Raw genomic sequence first — 26861 nt, 5'->3', positions numbered from 1 at the left:
CTCCAAGGCCTCACGGGAGAGCGGGGTCGATGATGTTTGTCCGCTATGTCCTGTTCGCCATCATCGCGACCCTGGTTAATCTGGTCACCCAGGAGATCGTCATCCGGACCGCGCCCGTCGCTCCCTTGGCATTGTCCATCCTGATGGGAACGGCCGCCGGCTTCATCCTAAAATACGTGCTCGACAAAAAGTGGGTGTTCGACGATGACTATGGGGGCCATCGGCAGGAGTTCCAGAAGATCACCCTCTATGGCGCCTTCAGCGTTCTGACCACTTTGGTCTTCTGGGGTTTCGAGGTGGCCTTCTGGATGATCTGGCAAACGGATCTGGCAAAGTATACCGGCGCGGTGCTTGGACTTTCCATCGGCTACGCCGCCAAGTTCATTCTGGATCGGACCTTCGTGTTCAAGGAGCGACAGGCATGACGGAACTCACCGGTTGGGGACGCTACCCCCGCCATCCGTCAGAGACCCTCAGCCCCACGTCCTCCAAAGCCTTCCCTTCCCTGATGGCCTCCCGGACCGGGCTGGTGGCCCGCGGCAACGGGCGCGCCTATGGCGATGCCGCCATCGGAGAACGGGTCACTCTCATGGCCAGGGGGCTCGATCGCATCCGAGCCTTCGATCGGACGACGGGCCGCATCCAAGTCGAAGCAGGCGTCCTGCTCTCCGACCTGCTCGACATCGTGGTTTCAAGGGGCTTTTTCCCTCCCGTTGTGCCGGGCACCAAGTTCGTCACCATCGGAGGCATGATCGCCTCGGACGTTCATGGCAAGAACCACCACAGGGACGGTGGGTTCGGGGACCACGTGGAGAGCTTGACGCTGGCTCTGCCGGACGGAGACATCGTCACCTGCTCGCGTGACGAGAATCCCGAGCTCCTGTCCGCCACGATCGGCGGGATGGGGCTTACGGGCACCATCCTTGATGCCACCTTCCGTCTCCGGCCCATCGAGACCGGATGGATGCGCCAGACGACCACTATGGCCCACGATCTCGACGGCGCCATCCAGGCCCTCAAGGAGACGAGCCGCGCCACCTATTCGGTGGCCTGGATCGACTGCTTGTCCCGCGGCGCTTCGCTCGGTCGTTCACTGATCTTTGCGGCCGAGCACGCCACCGGCCGGGACGTGGACGCCCTCCGACCCGGAGCCGAGCCCTATCCGTCCTCCAGGCTCGGGCGCCTGGGAGTTCCGCTCGACCTGCCCTCCTTCACTCTCAACCGTTTGTCGGTGTCCGCCTTCAACGAGCTGTACTTCCGGGCAGGCGCCGTGAAGTCCGGCTATCCTTTCCTGGTGCACTGGAATCCTTATTTCTTCCCCCTCGACGGGATCGGCAACTGGAACCGCATCTATGGTCGGCGCGGCTTCCTGCAGTATCAATGCGTCATCCCCACCGCGCAGGCACAAGCTGTCCTGGGCGGCATCCTCGAGCGGATCTCCAAACATGGCAACGCGTCCTTCCTGGCCGTACTCAAGCAATTGGGGCCGAGCCACGGCGATCTCTCGTTCCCGCTCGAGGGGTTCACCCTGACCCTCGACCTGCCCGTCGGCGATGACACCTTCCCTCTGCTCGACGAGCTTGACCGCTTGGTGGTCGAAGCCGGGGGACGGCTCTATCTAGCCAAGGATGCAAGGCAATCGCCTGCAACCTTTGAGGCCGGCTATCCCGGATTGTCCCGCTTTCGTGACATGCGGCGGGCCATAGGGGCGACCGGCCGAATTTCTTCACGTTTGTCGGCACGGCTGGGCATCTGATGGAACCTTCGAAAACTCTCCTTCTCGTGGGCGGCACCTCCGATATCGGACGCGCTACGGCCCTTCACTACGCTCAGGCCGGGTGGCAGGTGCAGCTCGCCGCCCGAAACGAGGAGGAGGCCCGGCGCAACGCTGATGACATCCGCGCTCGTACCGGCGCCGAGGTGACGGTGCACCGGCTCGACATCCTCGAGACCGGTGCCTTCGAGAGCTTCGCCGATGCCTTGTCCACGCTGCCGGATTCGGTGGTGTGCGTCATCGGGGAACTGGGCGATCAGGCCAAGGGTCAGACCGACATGAGCCATGCATCCCTCGTGCTGCGAACGAATTTCGAGGGGCCGGCGCTCCTGCTCGGATTGTTCGCCGAGCGCTTCCTGGCGCGCGGATCCGGCACCCTTGTCGGCGTGAGTTCCGTTGCAGGCGATCGCGGACGCGGGTCCAACTATCTCTATGGCGCCGCCAAGGCAGGCTTCACGGCGTTCCTGTCAGGCCTGCGCAACCGTCTGGCGCCTAAAGGCATGCGGGTGGTGACCGTCAAACCCGGTTTCGTGCGTACGCAGATGACAGCCGGCATGAAGCTGCCTCCCGTCCTGACTGCGGAGCCCAGTGAGGTTGGACGCGCCATCTTCACGGCTGCCGAGAAGAGCGGCCGTGACGTGATCTACGTGCGCCCGATCTGGCGGCCCGTCATGATGGCCATCGGGAGCATTCCGGAACGTTTCTTCAAGCGCTTGCGCCTCTAACAACCCTTGACGCCTGGAGGATAAGAACCATGCGGCTCTGGACTGAGCGCCCCATGAAGATTGGGCCGATCCTGCTCGCAGCCGCGGCCTTCCTCGCCCTGCTGCTCGCCCTTCCAGGACAAACCGTTACGACCCGCTACCTAAATGATCTTTTCGTCATTCTGGACGGCGCCTACCGGGTCGCCGCAGGTCAAGTCCCGAATCAGGACTTCCATACGCCTCTAGGTCCCTTCGCTTATTACCTTTCGGCAGCTGGCTATTTTCTGTCAGGAAGCCTCGGCGGCACCATGCCCACCGCCATGGCCCTGATCACCCTCGTGCTCGCCCTGCCGATGGCGCATATTCTCGGCTCGCGGCTTCATCCCTTCATCGCCATACCCTACGGCCTGTTCCTGCTCCTGATTCTGGCGGCGCCCATCAATCTCGGCGAGGGCGTCACATCCCTGTCCTTTGCCAAGTTCTACAACCGGATCGGCTGGGTCGCCCTAGGCGCGCTCCTCGTCATGTATCTCCACCCGCTGAGTATCGACCGTCGCCAGACGATCCTGGATACGACCTGCGCGACCGCTCTGACGCTTCTGATGCTCTACACGAAGCTCAGCTACGGTGCTGTGGCCCTCGCCTTTCTTGTGCTCATGCTGTCCGACCGGCAGCAGCGCCGCTGGCCCGCTGGTGCCTTAGGGATCACGGTGCTAGCCGCGCTGATCATCGAGCTCATATGGCAATCCTCCCTTGCTCATCTAGCCGATCTGCGGATGGCCTTCGATGTGGGCGGCGGGCTGCGTGGTACCTGGGGGCAGATCACGGATCACATCCTCGGCAACCTCGCCGACTACGTTCTGCTCGGCCTGTTCGCCGGCATGGCCCTGTACCGGACTCGCAGCATCCGGGATTTTCTGTTCTATGCTTTCTGTGCCGTAGCAGGGTTCCTGATCATCAATCAGAATTTCCAGGCCTGGGGCATCATCATGCTTCATGGCGCGGCAGCTGTTGCCGCAGAGACGATCCTTCGGTCTGACGAGCACCGAGCGAGGGCCATCGACAATGGGAGCTGGTCGACGGGCGCAGGTGCGAAACTGCTTTTCCTTGCGGTTGTCCTGCCCACCTCTATCCATTGCTTGGCTGCGCTCACCCTTCACACGGCTGCAGCAAGCATTCGGGCAGGCAATGCCGTGCCACTTCCGAACCTTGAGCAGATTCGGGTTGCGAACCTCTGGACATGGAGCGACTTCGATACAGCCGTCGCCCATCAGGACACTCTCCGAGACGGCTTCGACGCACTATCGAGACTCGACCCGAAGCCGAGTCGGATCTTCGTGCTCGATCAGGGGAACGTGTTCTCGATGGCGCTCAACGCTCCTCCGGCACAAGGCGATACGCCATGGCTGCAATGGGGCCGAACCCTCGGCGGCACGAACCACATTCCAGCGGAGAATTTGCTGGCCGATGTGCAATTCGTGATGGAGCCGAAACCTGCTGATGGTCCGGACGCCCTGAAAGGTCCGTTGCCACAGCTCCAGGCCATCTACGGCCCCTATATCGCGGCGCATTTCGACACGGCCGGCGAGACGCAGCACTGGAAGCTGCACCGGCGCCGTCCTCCTTCGGCTTCAGAGGCCGCCTTGCAGCAGGACGGCCATTCATGACGAGTTCTCCTGGCCACCGGACGCAGTGGGTAGCTGGCACACTCCTTTGTGCCGCGGTGGCTTTCGGATTGCTCCTCGCCCTTCCAGGCCAGACGGTGACGACCGCCTACCTCAATGACCTTTTCATCTTTCTCGACGGTGCGCATCGGATTGTGTCGGGTCAGGTGCCCAACCGCGACTTCCACACAGCCTTGGGCCCATTGTCATTCTATGTGCCGGCTCTCGGATACTGGATCTCCGGCAGCATGGGCGGTGCACTGCCGACAGCGATGGCGACCGTGACCATCGGGCTTGCCCTGCCGATGGCTCACATCCTCAGTTCGCGCCTCCGACCGAGCGTGGCAATTCCCTACGGCCTGTTTCTGCTCCTGATCGTTGCCGTTCCCATGAATCTCGGCGAGAGCATCGCATCCCTCTCTTTTGCGATGTTCTACAACCGAATCGGTTGGGCGGCCCTCAGCGCGCTTCTCGTGATGTATCTTCAGCCCGGGCGGACCCGAGGCGGCCAGGACCCGCTTGATGCTCTCTGCGCCGCCGCCCTCACCTTGACGATGCTCTACACCAAGGCGACCTACGGCCTTGTCGCCCTCGCCTTTCTCGCGTTCATGCTGTTCGATGCCCGCCAGCGTCGCTGGGTGCTTTGGGCTCTTGGCATGATTGCCCTCTCCGCTCTGCTCATTGCAGCGGTCTGGAGATCCTCGCTTGCTCATCTCGAGGATCTCGCGCTCGCAGGCCGGGTGAGCGGAACGCGCGGCATAGTCGATCTGTCATTAGCCTTCCTCCGTCATCTGGCGGATTATGTTCTTCTTGCCATCTTTGCTGCCCTGGTGCTCTGGCAGACCCGCAACATTCGCGATCTCCTGTTCTTCGGAATATGTGCGGGTCCTGGCTTGATGATCCAAAACCAGAACTCACAACCCTGGGGGATTATCACATTGTTCGCCGGCGCGGCCGTCGCGACGGAGATCTTGCTGCGCTCCCACCGGCACGCCGGCCAAGGAGGCAGCGGGATTCTGGCCCGCGGGGCGCCGCTGTTGCTGCTCGCCTTTCTCCTGCCGACAAGCCTCCACTGCCTCATGGCGCTCGGCGTGCATTCCAGCGCTGCCACGGCACGCGTGGGCGAGCCGTTTGGCCTGCCGCGCTTCAATGAGCTGCGACTGACCAACCTTTGGGTAGCGGGCGACCGCAGCTTCATGACCGACTATCTCATGAGCATCCAGGAAGGCGCGCGCCTCCTGAGCGAGCTACCGGTGAAACCGAAGAACGTCTCGGTTCTGGATTTCGCGAATCCCTTTTCGGCGGGCTTGGGGCTGCCCCCTTCCCGCGGCGACTACGCTTGGCTCCACTGGGGACGCAACATCAATGATCTCCATCACCTGCCTGCGGAGCATCTGCTCGGAGATGTCGATGTGTTGATGGTGCCGAAGGCCGGCATCAACGGCATCCCCCTGCGCAACCTCTACGGGGCCTACATCCGAGAGGCATTTGATCCCATACGCTACAGCGATCTCTGGACCGTGTACAAGCGCCGCGAAGCGAACATGCTCAGCAGCGTCGGACAGCCGTTGGAACATGCACAGCCATCCCGTGTTGGGGCTGGGGATGGAATGTGACCATGAATGTATCGAAGATAAGCCCGGCAACCTCGGCGGCGCTCGTTCTTGCTGCGGCGGGAATCTGCGCCCTGCTGCTCGCCTTGCCGGGCCAGACGGTCACGACCCGTTACCTGAACGACCTGTTCATCTTCCTCGATGGCGTGCATCGCGTGAGCGAGGGGCAGGTCCCGAACCGGGATTTCCATACGGCTCTTGGGCCGCTCGTCTATTATGTTCCAGCCTTGGGCTACTGGATCTCCGGCCATCTGGGCGCAGCCATGCCGGTGGGCATGGCGCTTCTGGTCCTGATGATGGCGTTGGCTGCCGCTCACATCGTCAGCTCGCGCCTGAGACCTGCGATCGCCCTGCCGCTGTCCGTCTTTCTGATCCTGGTTGCAGCCGTTCCCGTCAATCTAGGGGAGAGCATTGCCGGTCTTTCCTTCGGCATGTTCTACAACCGGATCGGGTGGGCGGCTCTCGGCCTCCTTCTGATCCTGTACCTCCGGCCACTCCACCATCGCTCATTGCAAAGCGTACTCGATGCCTTCTGCGCCGCCGGGCTGACCCTGCTCATGCTGTACATGAAGCTCAGCTACGGGCTGGTGGCGCTCGGCTTTCTCATCCTGATGCTGCTCGATTCGCAGCAGCGGCGATGGGCATCGGCGGCATTCGGCATGGTTCTGGCAGGTGGTTTGCTGATTGAATCCTTTTGGAATGCGACCGAGGCCCACTTCGACGACCTTCTTCTGGCAGGCGGGGTCAGCGGCAGCTTCAAGTCGCTGGATGAACTCGTCTCGGTGTTTCTCAGGAATCTTGCCGATTATACCTTGTTTGCGATGTTCGCCGCTCTTGCCCTCTGGCGCACGCGGAGCATCCGCGACTTACTGTTCTATGGGTTCTGCGCCGGCTCCGGTTTCATGCTGATCATGCAGAATTTTCAGGTCTGGGGCATCGTCACCCTTCCGGCCGGGGCGGCTGTCGCGGCGGAGCTTCTGGCTCGTTCTGCGCCGGCACCGGCCAACAGGAAGGCTCCGGCCCTGGCCGCTGGCACTCAGCTTCTGCTGCTGGCTTTCGTTCTGCCCAGCAGCCTCCATCACGCTGCAACCCTTGGCCTCCACGCCATTCTGGCCAGCACACACCAGGGTCAGGCGGTGCCGTTGCCGAAGTTCGACCGGGTCAGGCTGGTTCAGTTATGGACGGAGGATAACTACCCCGTCTTCTCCCGCTATCTCGAAAGCCTCGGTGACGGCGCTCGGGCCCTTTCTGCGCTTGGCGATGAAGCAGGCCGGGTTCACGTCCTTGATTTCGTAGGTCCCTTCTCGGCTGGCCTCGACCTTGCGCCGCCGCGGGGAGACAGTACGTGGCACCATTGGGGGCGTACGATCAACGAGCACCACCATCTCCCTCCTGAGACGCTCTTTCAGGATGTCCGCGTCGTGATGGAGCCGAAATGGCCCGTCGAGTTCTCAACGGCCGAAGGCTTGCGCCAGATCTATGCGGACTACCTGTCCGACCATTATGACCTCGAGGAGGAAACGAAGGACTGGAAGGTGTATGTCCTTCGCGAGCCTGCTGAAACCGTCAGCCGCTCGCCTGAAGCCGAACAGGAAGAGCAGAAGATCTCCCCCTCGAGTGGCGGCTGACAGCTCGCATATCAGGAGGCGCTCGGCTTGTAATGGCGCTCGGGTAAGGGAACAGCGTCTGACCTTCGCTGTTCGTCCTGCCGGGGACGACGCCACTCATCGCTGATGAGGATCGCCAGGCACAGCACCAGCGCCCAGCCGTAGACGGACCCTGTTGTCAGCTGAACCCAATCGGGCTTGCCCAGTTGATCGATGATGAAGGGCACCGGGATGATGAGCAGCAGGGCGACGGCGCGCATGGCAGGCTTGTGCCAATGCCGCACGATCACGGGGAGCAGGAACAGCGTGTAGTGGATCCAGCCGAGCGGCGAAGCCAGTATCGACGCCAGGAGCGCCATGCCGCTGACCGTGAGAACATCGGGTCGCCGCCACAAAGCCCAGACAGCCAGCCCTGCCAATAGAAGAAAGCCGAGCGCGAGACCGACGGATGGGATACCGGCTCGGGCAGCAAGACCGGCAAAGGAGCCGTTCGTGAGGAAGAGGGCTCGGCTTCCGTCAGCGGCAACCAGCTCGAACCATTGCCGATAAACCTCAGGTCCGTAGATCATCATCGGGATCAGGCTGATGGCGCCTGCCGTAATGAAAGATGCGACCGCAGAGCGGTGGTGCCCTGACAGGAAGAGAAGCACGGGCCAAACCAGGAAGTTCGGTTTCATGGCCACGACGATGCCAATGAGAAGACCCGCCATGAGACCCTTCCCGCGCTCAAGCAACAGCCATGCTGCAATGCCGACGAGAACCAGCGGCAGATAGATCTGTCCAAGAAAGAGCGTGTCCCAGAACCCGGCAAGCGCAAAAGCCCACACGGTGACAACCAGAGCCTCGGCACGGCTCTTGACTCGGCTGACGAGAAGAAGGATCGCAGCCGCATAGACGGAAACCGAGATCCACCGCCAGACCTGGTATGTCACGTATGGATCGGCCACATCGAAGGCCTGGAACAGGAGCGCCGAGATCGGCGGATTGAGATTGGGGTTCCACGATTCGAACCCTGGAAGTTCCACGCGTAGGGTCAGAGGGTAGATCCCATACGGATTGAGCCCCTCGCTCGCGGCTCGCCCGGAGGCAACGAAGGATCCGAAATCCCACAGGCCGGGCTCATGGATGATGCGGGGAAGCTCGGCGTAAATTGCGAGAAGAGCCGCTATGATAATGACAAAGCCTGTGATCCAGCGCGCGGCCGCCGTCATAACTGCTCCTTATACTCAAGGCTTCAGGGGACTTTTTGGTTGTAGTGCAGCCCTGTTCGAAACCTACCCCTGCAGGGTTTCCTTCCCGGATTCTGCAGCAGCCGTATTCTGTGAACGGGGCAACCAATTGGAACCGCTGTCTATTTCGGGAGGTTTACGGTTGAGCCAAGGCCGCTCCGGCTGGCGATTGACAAGCGAGGCTGTGTCTGACTATGGCGAATAATCCGGCTGTCCAGCAACCTGGAACGCAGCAAACCTCTTCGGCCGTCACGACCATGTGGGCTGTGGTTCTCGGTTGGGCTCTCGTGAGGCTCGTGGCATCCGGGGAGCGTCGCCCTGTCCAAGCCGCAGCTGGACGCCCCGTGCGGCGCCCCCTGCAGCAGGGTAAAACCCAAAGACGTGAGCGCGACACCGGCTTCTCCGAGAAGCAGCATGCTCCGCCTCATGCAGCTAATGAGCAGGGCCGCGGACGCAGTGCGGACACGCCGACCGAAATTCCCTCGAAAGGATGGAAGGACATTCTGTGGCGTACCTATGAGGAGTTCGGCAAGGACCGGGTGATGTCCGTTGCAGCCGGTGTGACCTATTATGCCCTGCTTGCCATCTTCCCGGCCATCGCCGCTCTAGTGTCGCTCTACGGCCTCTTCGCTGATCCCGTTTCACTGCAGGATCACCTCAATGCGCTTTCGGGCGTCCTTCCAAGCGGGGCTCTCGACATCGTTCGCGAACAGGTCACGCGGATCGCCTCGCAAGGCGGAGGAACCCTAGGCCTCAGCTTCGTCATCGGTCTCGCCATCTCCCTCTGGAGCGCCAATGCCGGCATGAAGGCAGTCTTCGATGCCCTCAACATTATGTATGACGAGGAAGAGAAGAGAAGCTTCATTAAGCTGAACGCCATGTCTCTCTCGTTCACCTTGGGAGCGATCGTCTTCATTATCCTCGCTATTACCGGGATTATCGTCCTTCCAATCCTTTTGGATTTCATCGGGTTGGGCAGCAGCCTCGAATGGCTGCTATCCCTGGCGCGTTGGCCGGTCCTGCTGCTTGTCGTCGTGTTCGGATTGTCGCTGGTCTATCGCTACGGCCCGAGCCGCGACAAGGCTGAATGGAAATGGGTCACCCCGGGCGGCATCATCGCCGCCGTGCTCTGGCTTGCCGTATCGATGCTGTTCTCCTGGTACGTGGCCAATTTCGGCAGCTACAACGAAACCTATGGCTCCTTGGGTGCAGTGATCGGCTTCATGACTTGGATCTGGATCTCGAGCGTGGTCGTTCTGCTCGGGGCCGAGATCAACGCCGAGATGGAGCACCAGACAGCCAAGGATACGACGGAGGGCGCCCACCAGCCCATGGGTACCCGCGGCGCTCAGATGGCGGACACGGTAGGCGTGGCGAAGAGTTGATCCAACCCGGTACAGGTGGAACAAGGGCGCTTCTCCGGGAGCGCCCTTTTCTTTGCCCCCTATCGAGAATGAGCAGAGTCTATCGCGTATCCGACTCAGGTTCAGACGGATCAATTGTTCGAGGCTCGCTGCAAGCGGGAGCTGATCCGAGCAGCAAAAATGCGCTGACCCTCGCCAGCGCATTCACAAATTTTTCCGATGGAAAACGGAGGAGCGACGGAACTAGACCTGCCCCATCGTGGCGGCGTTCTGCAGGGCAGGTGCTGTTCGATTGGACTTGCCGTCATGGGCTCTCTCGTCGGAGAACCACGCGATCGTGGACTTCAAGCCGATCTCAAGGGATGTGAGCGGGGACCATCCGAGGAGCTGCTTGGCGCGTGTAATGTCGGGGCGGCGGCGGCGAGGATCGTCGATCGGCAAAGGCCGCGTGACGATGCGAGAGGACGAACCCGTCATCGCCAGAACCTTTTCGGCGAGGTCGCCGACGGTCAGCTCAACCGGGTTGCCCAGATTGACCGCCCCCGGGAACGGTCCCTGGTAGGCCATGAGGCGGAGAAAACCATCGACAAGATCCGACACGTAGCAGAACGAACGCGTCTGGCTCCCGTCCCCATAAACCGTGATGTCCTCGCCAGCCAGGGCTTGGCAGATTACATTCGATACGACCCGGCCGTCATCGGCGCGCATGCGGGGTCCATAGGTATTGAAGATCCGTGCAACCCGGACATCGGCGCGGCCGGAACGGTCGAAGTCGAAGGTCAGGGTTTCGGCGGCGCGCTTGCCTTCGTCGTAGCAAGCCCGTGGACCCGTCGGGTTAACGTTGCCCCAATAGTTCTCGGTCTGCGGATGAACTTCAGGGTCGCCGTAAATCTCGCTCGTGGATGCAAGGAAGAAGCGTGCCCCGATGTCTTCTGCGTATGTGAGAAGGTTGTGCGTCCCGACAACGCTCGTCAGCATCGTGTGCTCGGGATCTGCTTGATAATGGGGAGGCGAGGCCGCACAGGCGAGATTGTAGATCTCGTCGAACCTCCCCCGCTTGGACCGCAGGCGGGCAGGCAAGGGCTTGATGATATCGCTGTCGATAAGGTCGAAGCGGGGATCACGTTCCAGATGGCGCAGGTTCTGTTTTCGCCCTGTCTGAAAATTATCGAGAACGACCACGTGAGCGCCTTCGCTGAGAAGAGCATCGCAAAGGTGGGATCCTAGAAATCCAGCACCGCCCGCAACAAGGACGTGCTTGCTCTTACCGTTCTTCATGCAAACGCTCCTTCTCAGACCGGCAACGGTGGTCCCGAGGTACAAACCTGGTCTGGTCCAACGTTGAAGCTTGGCATTGGTTCAATGCCGTCCTCCGAATCTATTCACACAGTCAGGCCCCGACTTCCAAAGCCAGAGAAGAACCCCTGCGCTGACGGTTCATCGCATCCAGCAGATCCCGCTCCATGGAAGCCGCGCGGTGAGCGGCCGTGTGCTCGGCTAAAATTCGCTTCTGTGCCGAGGCGCCCAAAGCCTTCCGTCGGGTCTCGGCCCATGTACTGAGCACATCGAGGACGTCATCCGGTTTCTCGGCGAGGACGATGTCCTGCCCCGGCTCGAGCAGGGTCTCGATACCATCCCAGATGTCGGAAATGATCGGCGTTCCGCAGGCCGCTGCCTCGAAGAGGCGGACGCTCGGGCTGTACCCGGCGCGGATCATGTCGGCCCGGGTCACATTGAGCGTGTAGCGGCTCTGGGCGTAGAAGGCCGGATGATCCCCTGGAGGAACGTGGTCGATGCGTTCCACATTGGACGGCCAGTCGATATCGGCAGGGTATTGCGGGCCTGCCACGACGAAACGCAGATGCGGCGCACGCCGCGCCGGCTTGATCAGCAGCCGCTCAAGGGTCGGCTGCCGGTCGGGGCTGTAGGTTCCGAGATAGCTGAGATCCCACCGCTTTTCGCGATCGAGCGCGGGATAAGCAATTGGATCAACAGAGCAATAGAGCGCTCGCGCAGCCGGCGAGCCGTAATGCTCCATGAGGTGGTCGAGGGTAGGGCCGCCCGTGAATGAGAAGTAGACATCGTAATCACCGATGAGCCCGGGCGTGAGATACTCGTAATCGCCCCGTTCCAGCTTAGCGAGCGTCACCGGCGTATCGATGTCGTAGAACGCCACCACGCCGTTTGCCGTCTGCTGCACCCATTGTCCGACGAGGTCGCCCTCGGGTACGTAGGAGCCGACGATGACCGCATCCGCATCGGCGATCACATCGCGGTAGCGCCTGAGATCCTCCAGGCTGGAGTAGAACTCAAGGCGGCAGAAGTCGGGGTCTTGCAGATCGCGATGCGAGGCATACCAGGGCACGTCCCGCTCGAGGAACAGGATGTCGTGCCCCCGTGCCGCAAAGGCTTTCAGCAACGCCCGAAAGGTCGTCGCATGACCGTTTCCCCACGATGAGGAGAGGCTCAAGCCCAGAACGATGACGCGAAGATTGCTCACGCCACGCTCCTTTCACGCTTCAGGGATGCCTCCTCGCGCAGGATTGCGTCCACCTCCGCGCCGCGGCGCGTATAGGTGTGCTCGGCCATGATCCGCGCCCGGGCGGCGTCGCCGATGGCGCGGGCGCGCTCGGCAGTCAGGGCTTCGACATGATCGGCCACATCCTTCCCGTCACGAGCCACGAGCACTTCCTCGCCCTCCTTCAGGAAGAGCTCAAGTCCGACCCAGGCATCCGTGATCAGGCACGCGCCGGCACCTGCTGCCTCGAAGACACGGGTCGCGGGCGAATAACCTGTCGTCGCCATGGAATTGCGAGCAATGTTGAGAACGGCCAGCGGGCTTGTGTTGAAGGCATTGTGATCGCGGGTGTAGACATGGCCGATGTGGCGCACGTTCGATGGCATGCCTTTGGTTTCCCAGCCATTGCCGCCGATGAGGAAGCTGCGGTTCGGCAGGTGGGCGGCGGATTCCAGGAAGAACTGCTCCACGCGGGCTTCGCGGTCGGGTAGGCGGTTGCCGAGGAAGGACAGATCCGCCTTGAAACGCTCCTCTGCCGGCACCGGGTGATGGGTCGACGGATCGCAGGCATTATAGACCGGGATGCAGCGGCGGGCGCCAAATCCCTCATAGGCCGCGACCACCGGCGGGCCTCCGCCATAGGTGAGCACCAGATCGAGCGACGGCATGGTGCGGTGAAGCGGGTGGTCCGGGCTTTCGCGCAACTCGGCGAGGGTCGCCGGGGCGTCCACATCCCAGAAGATGCGGATGGCGTCCCGACGCGAGGCGGCCACAACTCCTTCGAGAAGTTCGTTGTCGAAAACGCCCACGCCGGAGGCCTTCACCACCACATCGGCTTTTGCTGCTTCGGCCACGACGCCGCGCATCGCATCCTCAGTCGCGGGATAAACCTTCACCTCCGCCCAGTCCGGCGGATCGATGTCGCGGTGCTTCTGACGATCGAAGGCATCCGGCTCGTAGAAGGTGATGCTGTAGCCGCGGCGGGCGAGATCGCTCAGCAGACCGCGATAATAGGTGGCGGCGCCATTCCAGTACGAGGACAGAAGGCTTGAGCCGTAGAAGGCGATTTTCATGCGGACATCTCCAGCGGCGCTCCGGCGCCGTGAGTGGCAAGGATGGCAAGAAGCTCTTCGGCCCGGTGGGCGCAGGAATGGCGACTGCGAATGGCGTTGAGGCCATTCTCGACCAATGAGCGGCGCAGTTCGGCATCGTTGCGCACAGCCTTGAGATGGCGCGCCATCTCAGCCTCGTCCTGCGCGACGAGATAATCCGTTCCCGGGCTGAACAGGCCTTCCGAGTCGCTCCAGGGGGCGGAGATCAGCGGGATGCCGCAAGCGAGGGCTTCGAACACGCGAATGGTGGGAATGCCCGGCAGCATGTCGACATAGAAGCGGCGCGGCACATGCACTGTCGCCAGGTGACGGGCGAATACCTCCGGAGCCCGGGCATTCGGGAGCCAGCCGCGATAGGTGATCCCATAACGGGCCAAAGTCTCGAGCGCGTGCTCGGGATAGCGGACTCCATAGATATCCAGTGGCAGACCGACGGCCTGTGACGGGCGGAAGAGGAAGCTTTCCAGTTCATCACTGCGCTCGCCGTCGCCCCAGTTGCCGATCCAGACGAGCCCCTTCCGCTCTCCCTCTTGAGCCGGAGGATGGAAAAGACGCGTATCCGCAGCCTCATGCCAGACATGAACGCGCTCGCCCCAGCCCCAGCGGCGATAGACCTCCGCGAGGGTCTCGCCGAAGGCGAGGACACCGTCATATCCGTCGAGATCGAACTGACGGATGGCGTTGGGATCGCTCACAGCCCGATGGTGCGTGTCGTGAAAGAGAAGCGTGAAACGGCCGCCCTGCCTGCGCACTTTGCCGATGGCGGCAACGAGCCAAGGGTCGTTCCATTCATGGACGATCACCACATCCGCATCGGCGAGCGCCTCTTCCAGATCGAGATCAGGATCGAAGACGGTCGACGACAATTCGGGATAGAGACTGCGATAAGCATTGAGCCCCGCTTCGCCGTGATCCTTCAGCAGGTTCTCAAGGCTCCAGGAGCCTTTGGGCTCGTAAGCCACCACCTCATGCCCGCGATGAACCAGATCGCGCAGCACACCACGTAAAAAATGCGCATTGCCGTGATTCCAGCAGGAGGCAAGGGAATGGGTGAAATAGACGAACTTCATGCGGCAGCGCCCTCAAGGGAGGATTCATGGCATGTGCCGGCGAGCACGGACCGATAGGATCTCAGAACACCTTCACTCATGACCTCGACCGCATAAGCTTCGGCCCGCTTTCTGGCTGCACGCCCCAGGACGGCTCGTGCGTCCGGGTTCCGCACCAGACGCTCGACGGCATCGGCAGCCTCATGTTCATTCCTTGGGTCGACGAACAGCGCCGCGCCCTCCCAGAGCTCACGGAAGGTCGGGATGTCTGAGAGGACAAGGGCACAGCCGGCCTGGGCCGCCTCCAGCACAGCAAGGCCGAACGGCTCGTAGAGCGCCGTCGACACGAAGATCGGCTGCTTGATGAGCTGGCGTGCAACATCCGCATCGCTCAAGCGGCCAAGAGGCTTGGCATGGTGGGCCTCGACGTGCACGCCATTCGGCCCCTGCAGCGGGCCAGCAGCGACGACCGGGACCGACAGGCGCGCAGCCATACGATCAATGGTGGCGAAGTTCTTTCCTTCGTCCCAGAGGCGCCCTGCAGTGAAGACGAACGGCTCTGAGCGAGCATCCGTCTGACCTGACAGGACGCGCCTTCCGTTTCTCACGATTGTTGGGAGCTGCGCGAGGCCATAGGTTTCAGCAGTCGCCTGAGCAAATGCGAGGGTGGGCGCCAGAAGCTGGCTCGCAGAAGCATACCCCTGCCGCACGAGGTCCGTGCGCCAGATGAAATCGTTCGGCAAGGGCCCATCTTTGACGGCCCGCCACCAAGTGGCAACGCAGGAATGGCATGCAGCCACAATTGGCACATCGAATTCTGCATCGGCTGCCAGCGCGGGCGCATTGAGATGAACGAGGTCCGGCCGAACCTGCGCTGCAAGGCGCGCGATGGCGTGACCGGCCTCTTCCACTTCGCTTTGATGAAGTGCAGTCCAGTCGAGAGGCAGGCCCGTTGCGACGAGCTCCGCACCAGCCGCTTCGGCCTCGGCCTGCTGAGCCGCTGAAGGCGCAGGGCCCAGGACCGCAATCGTCATTCTGACACCTTGCGCTCGCAGGCCACCGGCGAGGTCGATGGCATATTGCCAAACCCCGCCGACCGCATCGGCCGTCATGAGTACATGCAGGTTCGTCGCAACTTCAGGTGCGGCCATTGCAGCTCTCGAGGGTACGCAACCTAAGCCCACGGCCCGCTTTCATGACAGAGCCTCGGCAGCCCGCAGACGGGGAGCCGATTCCGGCCGCGCGAGCCCCCTCTCCGCCTGTAGCCATTCTGCAAGAGCGGCGACGCCCTTGAGCCATGAGGTCGGCTGCTTCAGGCCGAGTTCCCGCGTCACGAGTCGGGTATCGGAGACGTAGTAGCGCTGATCGCCGGCCCGCCAGTCTGAGTAGATTGTCTCGACTGGGCGGCCGATCACATCCTCGATATGGGTGATGAGCTGGCGCAGGCTGATGGCATTCGTCGGCCCTCCACCGAGGTTGAAAGCCTTGCCTTGGACCGCATCGATCCGCGCCCACGCGGCCGCGTAGGCATCGACCGCATCGGATATGTTGAGCACGTCTCGGACCTGACAGCCGTCGCCGTAGATCGTGATGGGCTCGCCCTCGAGAGCGCGGATCAGGAAGTGTGCGACCCAGCCCTGGTCCTCGGTTCCCATCTGCCGCTGGCCGTAGATGCAGCTCATGCGCATCACGCAGGTGGGAATGTCGAAGGAGCGGGCATAGTCCAGAACATACTGATCGGCCGCTCCCTTGGAGCAGCCGTACGGCGTATGGAAATCGAGCGGCCGCGTCTCGCCGATGCCCGCATCCCGGACAGCGGGGTTGCGGGGCTTGTAGGCGTCGTTCGTCTTCTCAAGCTCCACATCAGCAAGGTCGCCATAGACCTTGTTGGTGGAAGCGAAGATCAGCGGCACCCGCTCATTCCGCTGCCGGAGCGCATCGAGCAGATTCAGGGTGCCGCGGATATTGATCTCGAAATCCTCGCGCGGATCGACGAGGCTCGTCGTGACGGCGACCTGCGCCGCCATGTGGAACACGGCCTGCGCCTCACCCGCGGCATCGGCCACAGCCGTCTCGTCCCGGATGTCGCCGACGACGGCCGAGATCTTGCTCGGATGCCGCTTCTTCAGCCATTCCAGATTGCGGTCGACGCCGGGACGCGCCAGCGCGTCATAAACCAGAACGTCGTGACCCTCGCCTGCAAAGCGGTCGGCGAGATTGGACCCGATGAAGCCCGCACCGCCGGTGACCAGAACTGGCCTCCGACGGAGGATGGCAGGGGCACCGGGAGGCGTGTCGGTTGCTTTCATGCCACCAGGCCTCTCGCTTCCAGCTCCTTGCGGGCCTCCTGCACGAGATCCTTGGCTTCCTGCTTGGCAACCCATTCGGCGAGTTCCGCCAAGCCCTCCGAGAAGTCCTTATTAGGGCTGTAACCCAGCTCCTCACGGATCTTCGTGATGTCGGCAATGCAATGACGGATATCGCCGATGCGCGCCTTGCCGGCAATCTCCGGCGCCATGGGGCGGTTCATGGCGTGGGACAGCAGCTCCGCCACCTCGGAAACGGTGCGATCCTGGCCGCTGCCGACATTGTAGACGCCGCCCGGCGCCTTCTCATGCTCAAGGGCCAGAACGAAGGCCTGCGCCACATCTTCGACATGCACGAAGTCGCGGCGCTGCTGTCCGTCCTCGAAGATCATCGGCGGCTGACCGTTATGAAGCCGCGAGGCAAAGATCGCGAGAACGCCGGTATAGGGGTTGGACAGTGCCTGCCCGGGGCCATAGGCGTTCCAGAGCCGGAGTGCGACACCCTCCATTCCGTAAGCTGGGCAGAGGGTCAGGGTCAGTCGCTCCTGGACATATTTCGACAGGGCGTAGACGGAAGCGAGCGCCGGCTTCTTCCATTCCGGCGTCGGCACCGGGACGAGGGGGCGCCCCTGCTCGTCGAGGGGATCCCAGGGGTCGCTCTCGCTCGCGCGCGGCGTGCGTGCGACATCCTCACGGATGCGGCCTTCGGCATCCTTGTAGAGGCCCTCGCCATAGATGCTCATGGACGAGGCGACGACCACCCGCTTGACCGGATTATCGATGAGCTGCTGGAACAGCACTGCGGTGCCGTAATCGTTGACAGAGACATAACGGTCGACGGCATACATGCTCTGGCCGACGCCGACCTCCGCCGCGAGGTGGACCACCTTCGTGGCCCCCTTCAGCGCCCTCAGGACCGCCGTCTCGTCGCGCACGTCGCCAACGACGACCTCGACCTCGGGATCGAGTCCGTCGGCCTGCGTCTTGTCGCCGTGAACCTGCTCGATGAGGCTGTCGAGCACCCGAACCCGGTGACCGCGCTCCAGGCAGGCGCGAGCAACGTAACGTCCAATGAAGCCTGCACCGCCGGTAATGAGGATGGTTTCCGTCACGAGATGCCTCCGGATCTGTTCACTGATCTGCAAGCCAAATGGTCGACCGGGAACCGAAGCCCGTTTCCTGACCGGAAAAGCGACGCGAGACATCCGCATATTCCAGACATGAACAGGCAAAGGCGGGACCCATCAGGCAACCAGTCCCGCCATGTATATCCCTTGCAAGCTTGGCCTTTCGCTGTGGAAACGCCGAGGCTTCATCTTTGTTCCTGCACCTGCTGAGTAGTTTGGGCGCCGACGCGCTAAGACAAGAGACCCAAGGCAGGAATCGAGAGAGGGAACTACATACCTTTCCCGAACGTTGACGGCCAAGCTTGGGACGATGCCGCCCGGTCTTTGCCCGTTGCCGCCTCTGGAGGCGCCTCAAGAGTGCAGGCAATTGTCCGGGCGCACAAGGGAGAAACTGCCATGAGTTCGAGAAAGGTCCGCGTCGGGATCGTGGGCGTCGGCAATTGTGCCTCGTCCTTCATGCAGGGCCTTTCCTATTATAAAGACGCCAAGGGCAACGAGCCTGTGCCGGGACTGATGAACGTGGACATCGGCGGATATCATATCAGCGATGTCGAGGTCTCTTCGGCCTTTGACATAAGCGCCTCTAAAGTTGGCCGGGACGTCTCCGAGGCGATCTTCGCCGAACCCAACAACACGCAGCGCTTTGCGCCCGTTCCTGAGAGCGGCATCATCGTTCATCGCGGCAAGACCCTCGACGGTCTCGGCAAGTACCTGCGGGAGGAGATCGAGGAATCGGGCCAGGAGGAGGCTGATGTCACGGAGATCCTGCGGCAGTCCAAGACGGATGTCCTGGTCTCCTATCTGCCCGTAGGATCCCAGAAGGCGACAGAATGGTATGCCGAACGGGCGCTGGAGGCGGGCTGCGCCTTCGTCAACTGCATTCCGGTCTTCATCGCCTCCAACCCGGAATGGCGCAAGCGCTTCGAGGAGCGCAGGCTGCCCATCGTGGGCGACGACATCAAGAGCCAGGTCGGCGCCACCATCGTCCATCGCGTGCTGGCCAATCTCTTCCGCGAGCGCGGCGTGCGGCTTGATCGTACCTATCAGCTCAACTTCGGCGGCAACACCGATTTCCAGAACATGCTGGAGCGAGAGCGGCTTGAATCCAAGAAGATCTCGAAGACTCAGGCTGTATCCAGCCAGCTCGACATCCCCCTGCCCGCCAACGACATCCATGTAGGCCCCAGCGACCACGTGCCGTGGCTCACGGATCGCAAATGGGCCTATATCCGCCTGGAAGGCACCGCTTTCGGCGGCGTGCCGCTGAACATGGAGGTGAAGCTGGAAGTCTGGGACTCGCCCAACTCCGCTGGAATCGTGATCGATGCCGTCCGCTGCGCGAAGCTTGCCTTGGATCGCAAGATCGGAGGCGCACTGACCGGCCCCTCCAGCTACTTCATGAAGTCACCGCCGCAGCAATTCACCGACAACGAAGCTCGCGAGAGAACCATCCGGTTCATTGATGGCGACGAAGAATAGGGGTGCCTGGACGTGACCACCACGTTCCATCTCGTGCGCCATGCAGCCCATGACCGGGTCGGCACCATTTTGTGCGGCCGCATGCCGGGTGTGCATCTCGGCACAATCGGGAAGGCCCAGGCTGAACGTCTGGCGGCGCGCTTCGCCAACGAGAACATAGCCAGCATTCAGACAAGCCCGCTCGAGCGGGCCGTAGAGACCTCCGAACCCATTGCGGCCCGTCTCGGCCAGGAGCTCGGATTCTGCGAGGACATCGCCGAGATCGACTTCGGAGCTTGGTCCGGCACGAGCTTCGAGGCTCTGGCGCAGGATCCCCGCTGGGCGGCATGGAACAATGCCCGCAGCAACAGCCGCCCGCCCTATGGGGAGACGATGCTTGAAGCGCAGATCCGGATCGTCGGCGTACTGGAGCAGTTGCGCAGCCGCCATTCTGATCGCTGCGTCATCCTCGTCAGCCACAGCGACGTCATCAAGGCCGCCCTGCTCTATCATCTCGGCCTGCCGCTCGACGCCTATGCACGCTTCGACATCGACCCTGCCTCCATCAGCACCCTCGTGGTCGGCGACTGGGGCTCGAAAGTGTTGCGTCTGAACGAGGTCGTGCCCGCATGAAGATCGTCATTTTCGGCCTCACGATCTCCTCATCCTGGGGAAATGGCCACGCGACCCTCTGGCGAGGTCTTGTCCGGGCGCTCGCGAAGCGGGGACACAGAGTCGTGTTCTTCGAAAAGGATGTGCCCTATTATTCCGCTAACCGGGATCTCTTCGAAATCCCGGGCGGCGAGCTCGTCCTCTATCAGGATTGGAGCGATATCCGCCGGCGGGCCGAGGCCGAACTGGCCGACGCAGACGTGGCCATGGCAACCTCCTATTGCCCGGACGGCATCGCAGCGAGCAAACTCCTGCTCGACGCACCACGTCCGCTCCATGTGTTCTACGATCTTGACACTCCGGTTACCTTCTCGCGCCTGGAAGCAGGAGAGTCCATTAGCTACATCAGCCCGCGGGGCCTGCGCGACTTCGATCTGGCGCTCAGCTACACGGGCGGTTGCGCCCTCGACAGGCTTCAGTCTGAGCTCGGGGCCCGCCGCGTTGCGCCCCTTTACGGGCACGTGGATCCCGACGTGCACCACCCGGTGCAGCCGGTAGAGCATTATGTCTCGGACCTTTCCTATCTCGGCACCTATGCGGCGGACCGGCAAGCCGCCCTGCAACGCCTGTTCATCGATCCTGCAGGCTTGCGGCCGGATCACCACTTCCTGATCGGAGGAGCGCAATATCCAGCCGACTTCCCCTGGCAGGCCAACATCTCTTTCGTCCGACATCTGCCGCCGCCGGAGCACCCCGCTTTCTTCTCCTCCTCGCGCCTGACGCTCAACATCACCCGGCAGGCTATGGCGGAGATGGGCTGGTGCCCCTCGGGACGCTTGTTCGAGGCGGCAGCCTGCGGCACACCGATCCTCACAGACAATTGGGAAGGCCTCGACAGCTTCTTCCAGCCCGGCCAGGAGATCCTCATTGCGGAAACAAGTGACGATACGGTCGGTGCTCTCGATCTCACGGATGCCGAGCTGAAACGCGTTGCCAGCGCTGGCCGTGAGCGGGTGCTCGCGGACCATACCGCGGAGCAACGGGCCCGCGAGCTTGAGATCCTGCTGGAGAGCGCCAGTTCCATCCCATCTTCGACCGGTGGCCCCGCCGCCATGATGGAGGCCTGACCATGTGGGGTATCATTCCTGCAGCAGGGATCGGCAGTCGCATCCAGCCGCTGGCCTTCTCGAAGGAGCTTCTTCCGGTGGGAAGCCGTCTCGACAACGGCGTAGAGCGCCCCTGTGCGGTCAGCGAATACCTTGTCGAGCGCATGATCCATGGCGGCGCCGACAAGATCTGCTTCGTGATCTCCCCGGGCAAGTCCGACATCATGGAGTACTATGGCGCAAGCTACGGGACCGCCTCCATCGCCTATGTGGTCCAGCCGCAGGCGAGCGGATTATGCGATGCTGTGTTCCGTGCAGCTCCCCTGATCCCGGCCGAGGAGAGCGTGATCGTTGGCTTGCCGGACACGGTCTGGTTCCCGGAGAAGGCTCTCGCGGAACTGCCGGAGGGAATACTCTCATTCCTTCTCTTTCCTGTCGACAACCCGCAGGTCTTCGACGCGGTGGTCCTGGACGAGACGATGCATGTACAGGAGATCCAGGTGAAGCGGGATGATGCTTCGTCGCGCTGGATCTGGGGCGCCTTCAGGATGCCGGGCCATGTGCTCGAGGCGCTGCGCCAGCTCTGGCTCTCCCGCGACCGCCAGGATGAGTATTTCGGCACCCTGGTGAACGCCTATCTTGCTCAAGGCGGCGAGGCCATCGGGGTCAAGGCCGGCGTATCCTATGTCGATGTCGGAACGCTGCATGGCTACCGATCCGCTATCGGCTTGCTGAGTGAGGCGGCCCAGCAGGAGAACGTCACAGGCGCGCGGGTTGCGTTGGGTTGGCCTGCCGGCCGGCTGCCCCGCGGCCTCCACGATTTGAGCAGGGAGTAGACTCCACGATGAATGCGATCGATCCGATGCCACCGGAAGAAATCCGCCGGAAAGCCGAAGCGCTTGGCCCCTGGTTTCACAACATCGAGCTGAAAGGCGGCGTCTGGACCGCCCCCAGTCACTTCCTCGGCAATTACCCTGCCGTGAAGTGGCAGCAATTCGCCGAGGCAATTCCGCAGGACCTTACCGGCAAGAGCGTTCTCGACATCGGCTGCAATGGCGGCTTCTACTCCATGGAGATGAAGAAGCGTGGGGCGGAGCGCGTACTGGGAGTCGATTTCGACGAGGCTTATCTTGCTCAGGCGCGCTTCGCTGCTCAGACAATGGGCTACGACATCGAGTTTCAGAAGCTGTCGGTCTATGATGTCGGGCGGCTTGGCGAAAAGTTCGACGTGGTGCTCTTCATGGGCGTCCTCTACCATCTGCGCCATCCGCTTCTCGCCCTCGACCTTATTCACGAGCATGTCGCCAGGGATCTTCTCGTATTCCAGTCTATGCAGCGTGGATCGGCGGAAACCATGCCGGTCGAGGAGAACTACACCTTCTGGCAGACGGACCATTTCGACGATCCGCGCTACCCGAAGATGCACTTCATCGAACATCGCTATGCGGATGACCCGACCAACTGGTGGGCACCGAACTCGGCTTGCGTAGAAGCCATGCTCCGCAGCGCCGGATTCGAGATCGTCCAGCATCCGGAAGCCGAAGTTTACATCTGTCGCCGTGTCGATGCCCCGCCTGGAGCGGGCGCCGTCTACCCGGCCCAAGGGAGAACCGCATGATCGAAGCTGCAATGATCTGGAACGAGCCGAACAACAAATCCCACTGGGATCCGGAGATCGACCCGGATTGGAAGCTCTTTTCCGAGATGGTGATTGCCGCCGGACAAGCGATCAAGGCTGAGAATCCCAACCTGCCCCGCGCACTCGGCGGCATCTCGCCAATCGATCCCGGCTTCATCAAGAAGCTGGAGGGCCACGGCGCCCTCGATCATCTCGACGTCGTGGCCGTTCACGGCTTCCCACTCGACTGGAACCTCTGGCAGATCCATGATTGGCCGGCGAAGATCGATGAGATCCGAGCGGTGACGGACAAGCCCATTTGGGTCAGCGAAGTCGGCATCTCGACCTTCGGAGCCGAGGAAGTGCAGGTCTGGGGCCTCAATAGAACCGCAGAGCTCCTCATCGGCAAAGTGCCGAAGATCCACTGGTACAGCCTGTACGATTTGCCCCGCGCCTGGGAGGCGACCACGCGGCACCGGGAGGCTGAAGGGTCCTCGTATTACCGCCACTTCTACATGGGGCTGCTGCGCGAGGACGGCACGCCCAAGCCCTCTCTCGAGGAATATGCGAAGTACGCTTCCCAGATGGGCCTGTGCCAGTGGTTCCACTTCGAGGATCACCGCCTTGATGATGCGGTGATGTGGATGAAGCGTTTGGGCGTGAAGTATCTGCGCACCGGCCTGTCCTGGGCCGACAGCTTCCGTCCCAATGCGCTGGAGTGGTTCGACCGCCAGATGGAAGCACTTGCCGAATTCGACGTGACGGTGACGTTCTGCTTTACACCCGAGCACCGCGGAATCGCACCGCATCACACCAGCGCCCCGCAGGTGAAGGAAGAGTTCGCCGAGTTCTGCGCCAGCATGATCCGGCGCTATGCGCCTGCGGGCCAGTCGGCTCCGACCAGCAAGATTCTGGAAGTGCTCTGAATCCACACGGAGCAGCGCTCATGATTAGGGCGGCTGAACCGGGTTCAGCCGCCCTAATCGTTTCCAGGATCCCGCCGGCAGACGGCATCATCGGCCGTAGATTCGATCCAGCACTCTCGCGACATCCACCAACTGCTGCGCCGCAGGGTCGAATCGTTCGCCTGCCGCCAAGCGAGAGGCCCAATCCGCAGCCGCGCGTCCGCCCCATTCATCGGGCGGCGTCGTTAGCGTCTCGCGCAACGTGCCCCGATAGCGCTCGGCGGTGAAGTCGTAGAACGAGCCGTTCACGTTGCGCAATGACACACCGCCCTGCGTTCCATAGAATGTGGCGGAGATCATCGCATCGCACCCGGCCTGAAGCCGCCAGGAGCAGGCGAGCTGTACCGCAGTGCCCGTCTCCAGTTCCACGGTCGCAACCGCATAATCCTCGACCTGAGTGGCCATGTCCTTCAGCGGCGAACCACCGGCGAAGAGCTTGCTGGTGACGCTGGCAACTCCGGGGTTGCTCAGGCTCCACAGCGCCAAGTCGACGAGGTGGACGCCGAGATCCATCACACAGCCCCCGCCGGAGAGCGCCGGATCGTAGAACCACGGCTTGTCCGGGCCATAGGCGTTGTGAAAGACAAGATCCACGGCGTAGACATGCCCCAGCTCACCAGAGCCGATAATCTCGCGGATGCGGCGCATGCCTTCCGTAAAGCGGTAGGAGAGATCGACGCAGAGCAGCCGATCGGCCCTGCGCGCGGCATCGACCACCGCCTGCACCTCCGCGGCGTTCCGCCCAAGCGGCTTCTGGCAGAACACCGAGACACCTCGCTCCAGGGCCCGGATCGACTGCTCCGCGTGCATGGCGCTGGGCGTTGCAATCACCACACCGTCGACGCCCTGATCGAGGATCTCGTCGAGTGTCGAGACCAGCTTCGCATCTGGCGCCTGCTTGCCCGCCTCCGAGGCCATCTCCGACGACGGGTCGGCAATGGCAGCCACATCAACAGCATCCGTGCCGAGGATCGCCTGCATGCGGTGCCGGCCGATCCAGCCGACGCCGAGGAAGCCGAGGCGAGGACGGCCCAATGATGGTTCGGACTTTTCCTTGAGAAGGGCCTGCTGCGTCATCAGTAGGTCACCAGAGCTTTGAGAAAGCCGTCCGGCCGATCACGCGTGGCGTTGAGAGCCTCGTCCAGCTTCTCCAGAGGGTAGGCGTGGGTGTAGAGGGAACTCGGATCGAGCCTGCCGGATGCAATCGCGTCCACCGCTTCGCGAAGACCCTGCATGTAGATTTTCGGATCACGCTCATGGGCATTGATCACGTCGACGCCCCGCCAATTCCACAGCCACATGTTGATCTGACGGGGGCCATCCTGATGGTATCCGGCAACGATGATCTTGCCGCGCTCACGGGTAAGTTCGCCTGCAAGATCCAGCGGCCACTGCTTGCCGACAGCCTCAATCACGCGATCACAGAACGTGCCACCCGTCAGTTCCTTCACCTTCTCGATGATCGCGTGATGATCGTCCATCGGGATCGTCTCGGCAGCGCCCATCCGGCGGGCGAGATCGAGCGAGAAGGGCCGGCGCGAGATCGCGATCACGCGGGCGCCCGCATCGGTGACAAGCTTCGTCAGGATGGCTCCGAGAAAGCCGATGCCGATGATCGCGACCGTCTGCCCGGCTTCGATCTCGCTGCGACGGAAGATGTTCATGGCGCAGCCGAGCGGCTCGCCGGGAAACGGCTGCCCTGCAAGTGTTTCCGGCAGCCGCACCACGGCGCCTTCATCCGCGAGATCGTACTCGGCATAGGACTTGTAGGAGAGCGCCGCGACGCGATCACCAACCGTCAGTCCCTCGACACCCTCGCCGAGAGCGTCCACGAAGCCCCAGGCTTCATGCCCAAGCGCGCCCGGTTCGGTGGGATACCGCATCCATTCGGGTCCGGCCCAGGGCGTGAGATTGGACGCGCAGACGCCGCACCCTTCCAGACGCAGGCGCACCTGACCGGGACCAGGCTCCGGGCGCGCCACCTGGCGTACCTCGATCTGTCCAGGTCCCGTGAGAATAGCCGCCCGCATGGATTGAGCCGCTCCGGCTCGATCGCTCTTGTGCGCGAGAGTGGAAATATCGCTGCTCGTGCCGTTTTCGTTCAGCAAGGGTGTCCCTCCACCATGATGTCCGAGCAACTAGGAACCGGGGAGGAGACTTCAAGGCTTGGCTTTAGGACCGCGATCAGGGCGCGGTTTCGGAGTTTTTCTCGGCGACGTAGTCTCTGCGTGCTGCGCTGTCGGGCTCCATACCCTTCTCCGCGCACCAGCGGGTAAAGGCCTCAGGCTCGATCAGGATGCGACTGACCTGAAGACCGGCCTCCCTCCCGACGGTTTCATTGTTCTCGGCAGCCGCAAGCCAGCTCTCATAGGTGGGCGCCAGATTGTGCCTGTCGGCCATCATCTCGCGGATGCGGGGATAATCCTCACGTCGGTACCAAGGCAGCCCGATACGACGCGCCGGCTCTTTCGTCATTCCCGTTGCCCCTACATCGGCCAGCCATCGAGCCCTCATGTCCTGAGAGGGCTCGATGCTGCAGCGTTCCTTCAGCTCAGCATATAGAACACAGCGGGTGCCGCAGTCAGCAGCCCGGCTGCCGTCAATAACGTGAGCCGATGATCAGGGTTCGCAATGCGATTCACTTTCCGGGCGGTCGTCCCGGCCTCCATGCTCCAGCCGTTCATGCAGGAGCAGAGAAGGCGGTGGGAGGCTCCCTCGGAGAGTTCGAAGAACTCCATGGCGTCTCCGAGCGTGTCACCCTTCAAGCCTGCAGCGCGCAGGATCGGGTCTTCGAAGGCAACCGTGAGCGGCGACTCGTCCGACCTCAGTTGCGGCCGTTTGTCTTTCGGAACGAACTCGATCTCGCCCAGAGACCTTAAGCGCCGCTTTGGCTGGCGCTCCAGCACTTCCGCCCAGCGCTCAAGGCGTTCGCGGCGGGACAGGAAACCTTGGTTGAACTCATGCACCTCAGCGACGCTACGCAGCTTCTCTACAGGCTTGTGTTCCATAGGTATTCTCCTGCAAGGGAGCCGACC

Annotated in this window: 25 protein-coding genes; 13 read left to right on the top strand and 12 right to left on the bottom strand. The window is 62.3% G+C overall.

What is annotated here, in order from left to right:
* Positions 1-29: 29 nt before the first annotated feature.
* Genes AC0QTX_RS02560 through AC0QTX_RS02535 form a run of 6 tightly spaced genes read left to right on the top strand, consistent with a single transcriptional unit; the run spans position 30 to position 7383 of the window.
* Positions 30-425: a GtrA family protein gene (locus tag AC0QTX_RS02560; RefSeq protein ID WP_474602254.1), complete on the top strand. Its 396-nt coding sequence runs from the start codon at positions 30-32 to the stop codon at positions 423-425.
* Positions 422-1756 (top strand): FAD-binding oxidoreductase, encoded by a 1335-nt coding sequence (locus AC0QTX_RS02555; protein WP_474602253.1) that lies wholly within the window; start codon positions 422-424, stop codon positions 1754-1756. Before AC0QTX_RS02560 ends, AC0QTX_RS02555 begins: the two co-directional genes overlap by 4 nt.
* Complete coding sequence (locus AC0QTX_RS02550; protein WP_474602252.1) at positions 1756-2499, top strand: SDR family oxidoreductase; 744 nt, start codon at positions 1756-1758, stop codon at positions 2497-2499. The genes AC0QTX_RS02555 and AC0QTX_RS02550 overlap by 1 nt, the downstream gene beginning before the upstream one ends.
* A gap of 29 nt (positions 2500-2528) precedes the next feature.
* A complete protein-coding gene (locus AC0QTX_RS02545; RefSeq protein WP_474602251.1) occupies positions 2529-4145 on the top strand; it encodes a hypothetical protein in 1617 nt (538 codons plus the stop codon).
* Positions 4142-5758: a hypothetical protein gene (locus tag AC0QTX_RS02540; protein ID WP_474602250.1), complete on the top strand. Its 1617-nt coding sequence runs from the start codon at positions 4142-4144 to the stop codon at positions 5756-5758. The genes AC0QTX_RS02545 and AC0QTX_RS02540 overlap by 4 nt, the downstream gene beginning before the upstream one ends.
* Before the next feature lie 2 nt (positions 5759-5760).
* A complete protein-coding gene (locus AC0QTX_RS02535; protein ID WP_474602249.1) occupies positions 5761-7383 on the top strand; it encodes a hypothetical protein in 1623 nt (540 codons plus the stop codon).
* Positions 7384-7394: 11 nt separating this feature from the next.
* On the opposite strand, the gene AC0QTX_RS02530 is transcribed toward AC0QTX_RS02535, so the two are convergent.
* Complete coding sequence (locus tag AC0QTX_RS02530; RefSeq protein ID WP_474602248.1) at positions 7395-8573, bottom strand: glycosyltransferase family 87 protein; 1179 nt, start codon at positions 8571-8573, stop codon at positions 7395-7397.
* 212 nt (positions 8574-8785) lie between these two features.
* Between AC0QTX_RS02530 and AC0QTX_RS02525 the strand changes: the two genes are divergently transcribed.
* Positions 8786-9976 (top strand): YihY/virulence factor BrkB family protein, encoded by a 1191-nt coding sequence (locus AC0QTX_RS02525; protein ID WP_474602247.1) that lies wholly within the window; start codon positions 8786-8788, stop codon positions 9974-9976.
* A gap of 222 nt (positions 9977-10198) precedes the next feature.
* Here the strand turns inward: AC0QTX_RS02525 and AC0QTX_RS02520 are convergent, their stop codons facing one another.
* The 7 genes from AC0QTX_RS02520 to AC0QTX_RS02490 all read right to left on the bottom strand — a co-directional run bounded on the left by AC0QTX_RS02520 (position 10199) and on the right by AC0QTX_RS02490 (position 18052).
* Positions 10199-11233 carry a UDP-glucuronic acid decarboxylase family protein gene (locus tag AC0QTX_RS02520; protein ID WP_474602246.1) on the bottom strand — a complete coding sequence of 345 codons (1035 nt, stop codon included), beginning with the start codon at positions 11231-11233 and terminating at the stop codon, positions 10199-10201.
* A 112-nt stretch (positions 11234-11345) separates the two neighbouring features.
* Entirely contained in the window at positions 11346-12455 is a 1110-nt protein-coding gene (locus tag AC0QTX_RS02515; RefSeq protein ID WP_474602245.1) for a CgeB family protein, read from the bottom strand.
* Positions 12452-13546, bottom strand: a complete 1095-nt coding sequence (locus tag AC0QTX_RS02510; RefSeq protein WP_474602244.1) for a CgeB family protein — start codon at positions 13544-13546, stop codon at positions 12452-12454. Before AC0QTX_RS02510 ends, AC0QTX_RS02515 begins: the two co-directional genes overlap by 4 nt.
* Complete coding sequence (locus AC0QTX_RS02505; RefSeq protein ID WP_474602243.1) at positions 13543-14655, bottom strand: CgeB family protein; 1113 nt, start codon at positions 14653-14655, stop codon at positions 13543-13545. Before AC0QTX_RS02505 ends, AC0QTX_RS02510 begins: the two co-directional genes overlap by 4 nt.
* Positions 14652-15785: a glycosyltransferase family 4 protein gene (locus tag AC0QTX_RS02500; protein ID WP_474602242.1), complete on the bottom strand. Its 1134-nt coding sequence runs from the start codon at positions 15783-15785 to the stop codon at positions 14652-14654. The genes AC0QTX_RS02505 and AC0QTX_RS02500 overlap by 4 nt, the downstream gene beginning before the upstream one ends.
* Before the next feature lie 42 nt (positions 15786-15827).
* A complete protein-coding gene (locus AC0QTX_RS02495; RefSeq protein ID WP_474602241.1) occupies positions 15828-16943 on the bottom strand; it encodes an SDR family NAD(P)-dependent oxidoreductase in 1116 nt (371 codons plus the stop codon).
* Positions 16940-18052 (bottom strand): NAD-dependent epimerase/dehydratase family protein, encoded by a 1113-nt coding sequence (locus tag AC0QTX_RS02490; protein WP_474602240.1) that lies wholly within the window; start codon positions 18050-18052, stop codon positions 16940-16942. Before AC0QTX_RS02490 ends, AC0QTX_RS02495 begins: the two co-directional genes overlap by 4 nt.
* Before the next feature lie 411 nt (positions 18053-18463).
* Here AC0QTX_RS02490 and AC0QTX_RS02485 point away from each other — a divergent pair, with 411 nt between their 5' ends.
* The 6 genes from AC0QTX_RS02485 to AC0QTX_RS02460 are packed head-to-tail and all read left to right on the top strand — an operon-like array spanning position 18464 to position 23787.
* The gene (locus tag AC0QTX_RS02485; RefSeq protein ID WP_474602239.1) at positions 18464-19546 is read left to right on the top strand and encodes an inositol-3-phosphate synthase; all 1083 of its coding nucleotides are present in this window, start codon (positions 18464-18466) and stop codon (positions 19544-19546) included.
* 12 nt (positions 19547-19558) lie between these two features.
* Complete coding sequence (locus tag AC0QTX_RS02480) at positions 19559-20158, top strand: histidine phosphatase family protein (protein WP_474602238.1); 600 nt, start codon at positions 19559-19561, stop codon at positions 20156-20158.
* Entirely contained in the window at positions 20155-21264 is a 1110-nt protein-coding gene (locus tag AC0QTX_RS02475; protein WP_474602237.1) for a CgeB family protein, read from the top strand. Before AC0QTX_RS02480 ends, AC0QTX_RS02475 begins: the two co-directional genes overlap by 4 nt.
* Positions 21265-21266: 2 nt before the next feature.
* Positions 21267-22079, top strand: a complete 813-nt coding sequence (locus tag AC0QTX_RS02470) for a sugar phosphate nucleotidyltransferase (protein ID WP_474602236.1) — start codon at positions 21267-21269, stop codon at positions 22077-22079.
* Between the two features lie 8 nt (positions 22080-22087).
* Positions 22088-22861 (top strand): TIGR04290 family methyltransferase, encoded by a 774-nt coding sequence (locus tag AC0QTX_RS02465; RefSeq protein ID WP_474602235.1) that lies wholly within the window; start codon positions 22088-22090, stop codon positions 22859-22861.
* The gene (locus AC0QTX_RS02460) at positions 22858-23787 is read left to right on the top strand and encodes a glycoside hydrolase 5 family protein (protein WP_474602234.1); all 930 of its coding nucleotides are present in this window, start codon (positions 22858-22860) and stop codon (positions 23785-23787) included. Before AC0QTX_RS02465 ends, AC0QTX_RS02460 begins: the two co-directional genes overlap by 4 nt.
* An 87-nt stretch (positions 23788-23874) precedes the next feature.
* Here AC0QTX_RS02460 and AC0QTX_RS02455 read toward each other — a convergent pair whose 3' ends face one another.
* From AC0QTX_RS02455 to AC0QTX_RS02440, 4 genes are all read right to left on the bottom strand, one after another.
* The gene (locus AC0QTX_RS02455; protein WP_474602233.1) at positions 23875-24903 is read right to left on the bottom strand and encodes a Gfo/Idh/MocA family protein; all 1029 of its coding nucleotides are present in this window, start codon (positions 24901-24903) and stop codon (positions 23875-23877) included.
* Positions 24903-25856, bottom strand: coding sequence for an MDR/zinc-dependent alcohol dehydrogenase-like family protein (locus AC0QTX_RS02450; protein WP_474602399.1), 954 nt, complete (start codon positions 25854-25856; stop codon positions 24903-24905). The genes AC0QTX_RS02455 and AC0QTX_RS02450 overlap by 1 nt, the downstream gene beginning before the upstream one ends.
* Before the next feature lie 154 nt (positions 25857-26010).
* On the bottom strand, positions 26011-26301 hold the full coding sequence (locus AC0QTX_RS02445) for a hypothetical protein (RefSeq protein ID WP_474602232.1): 291 nt from the start codon (positions 26299-26301) through the stop codon (positions 26011-26013).
* Between the two features lie 71 nt (positions 26302-26372).
* Positions 26373-26834, bottom strand: a complete 462-nt coding sequence (locus tag AC0QTX_RS02440) for a hypothetical protein (protein ID WP_474602231.1) — start codon at positions 26832-26834, stop codon at positions 26373-26375.
* Between the last annotated feature and the right edge of the window lie 27 nt (positions 26835-26861).

Source organism: Microvirga sp. jy35, from assembly GCF_056148915.1.
This window is presented reverse-complemented; position numbering and strand designations above follow the sequence as displayed.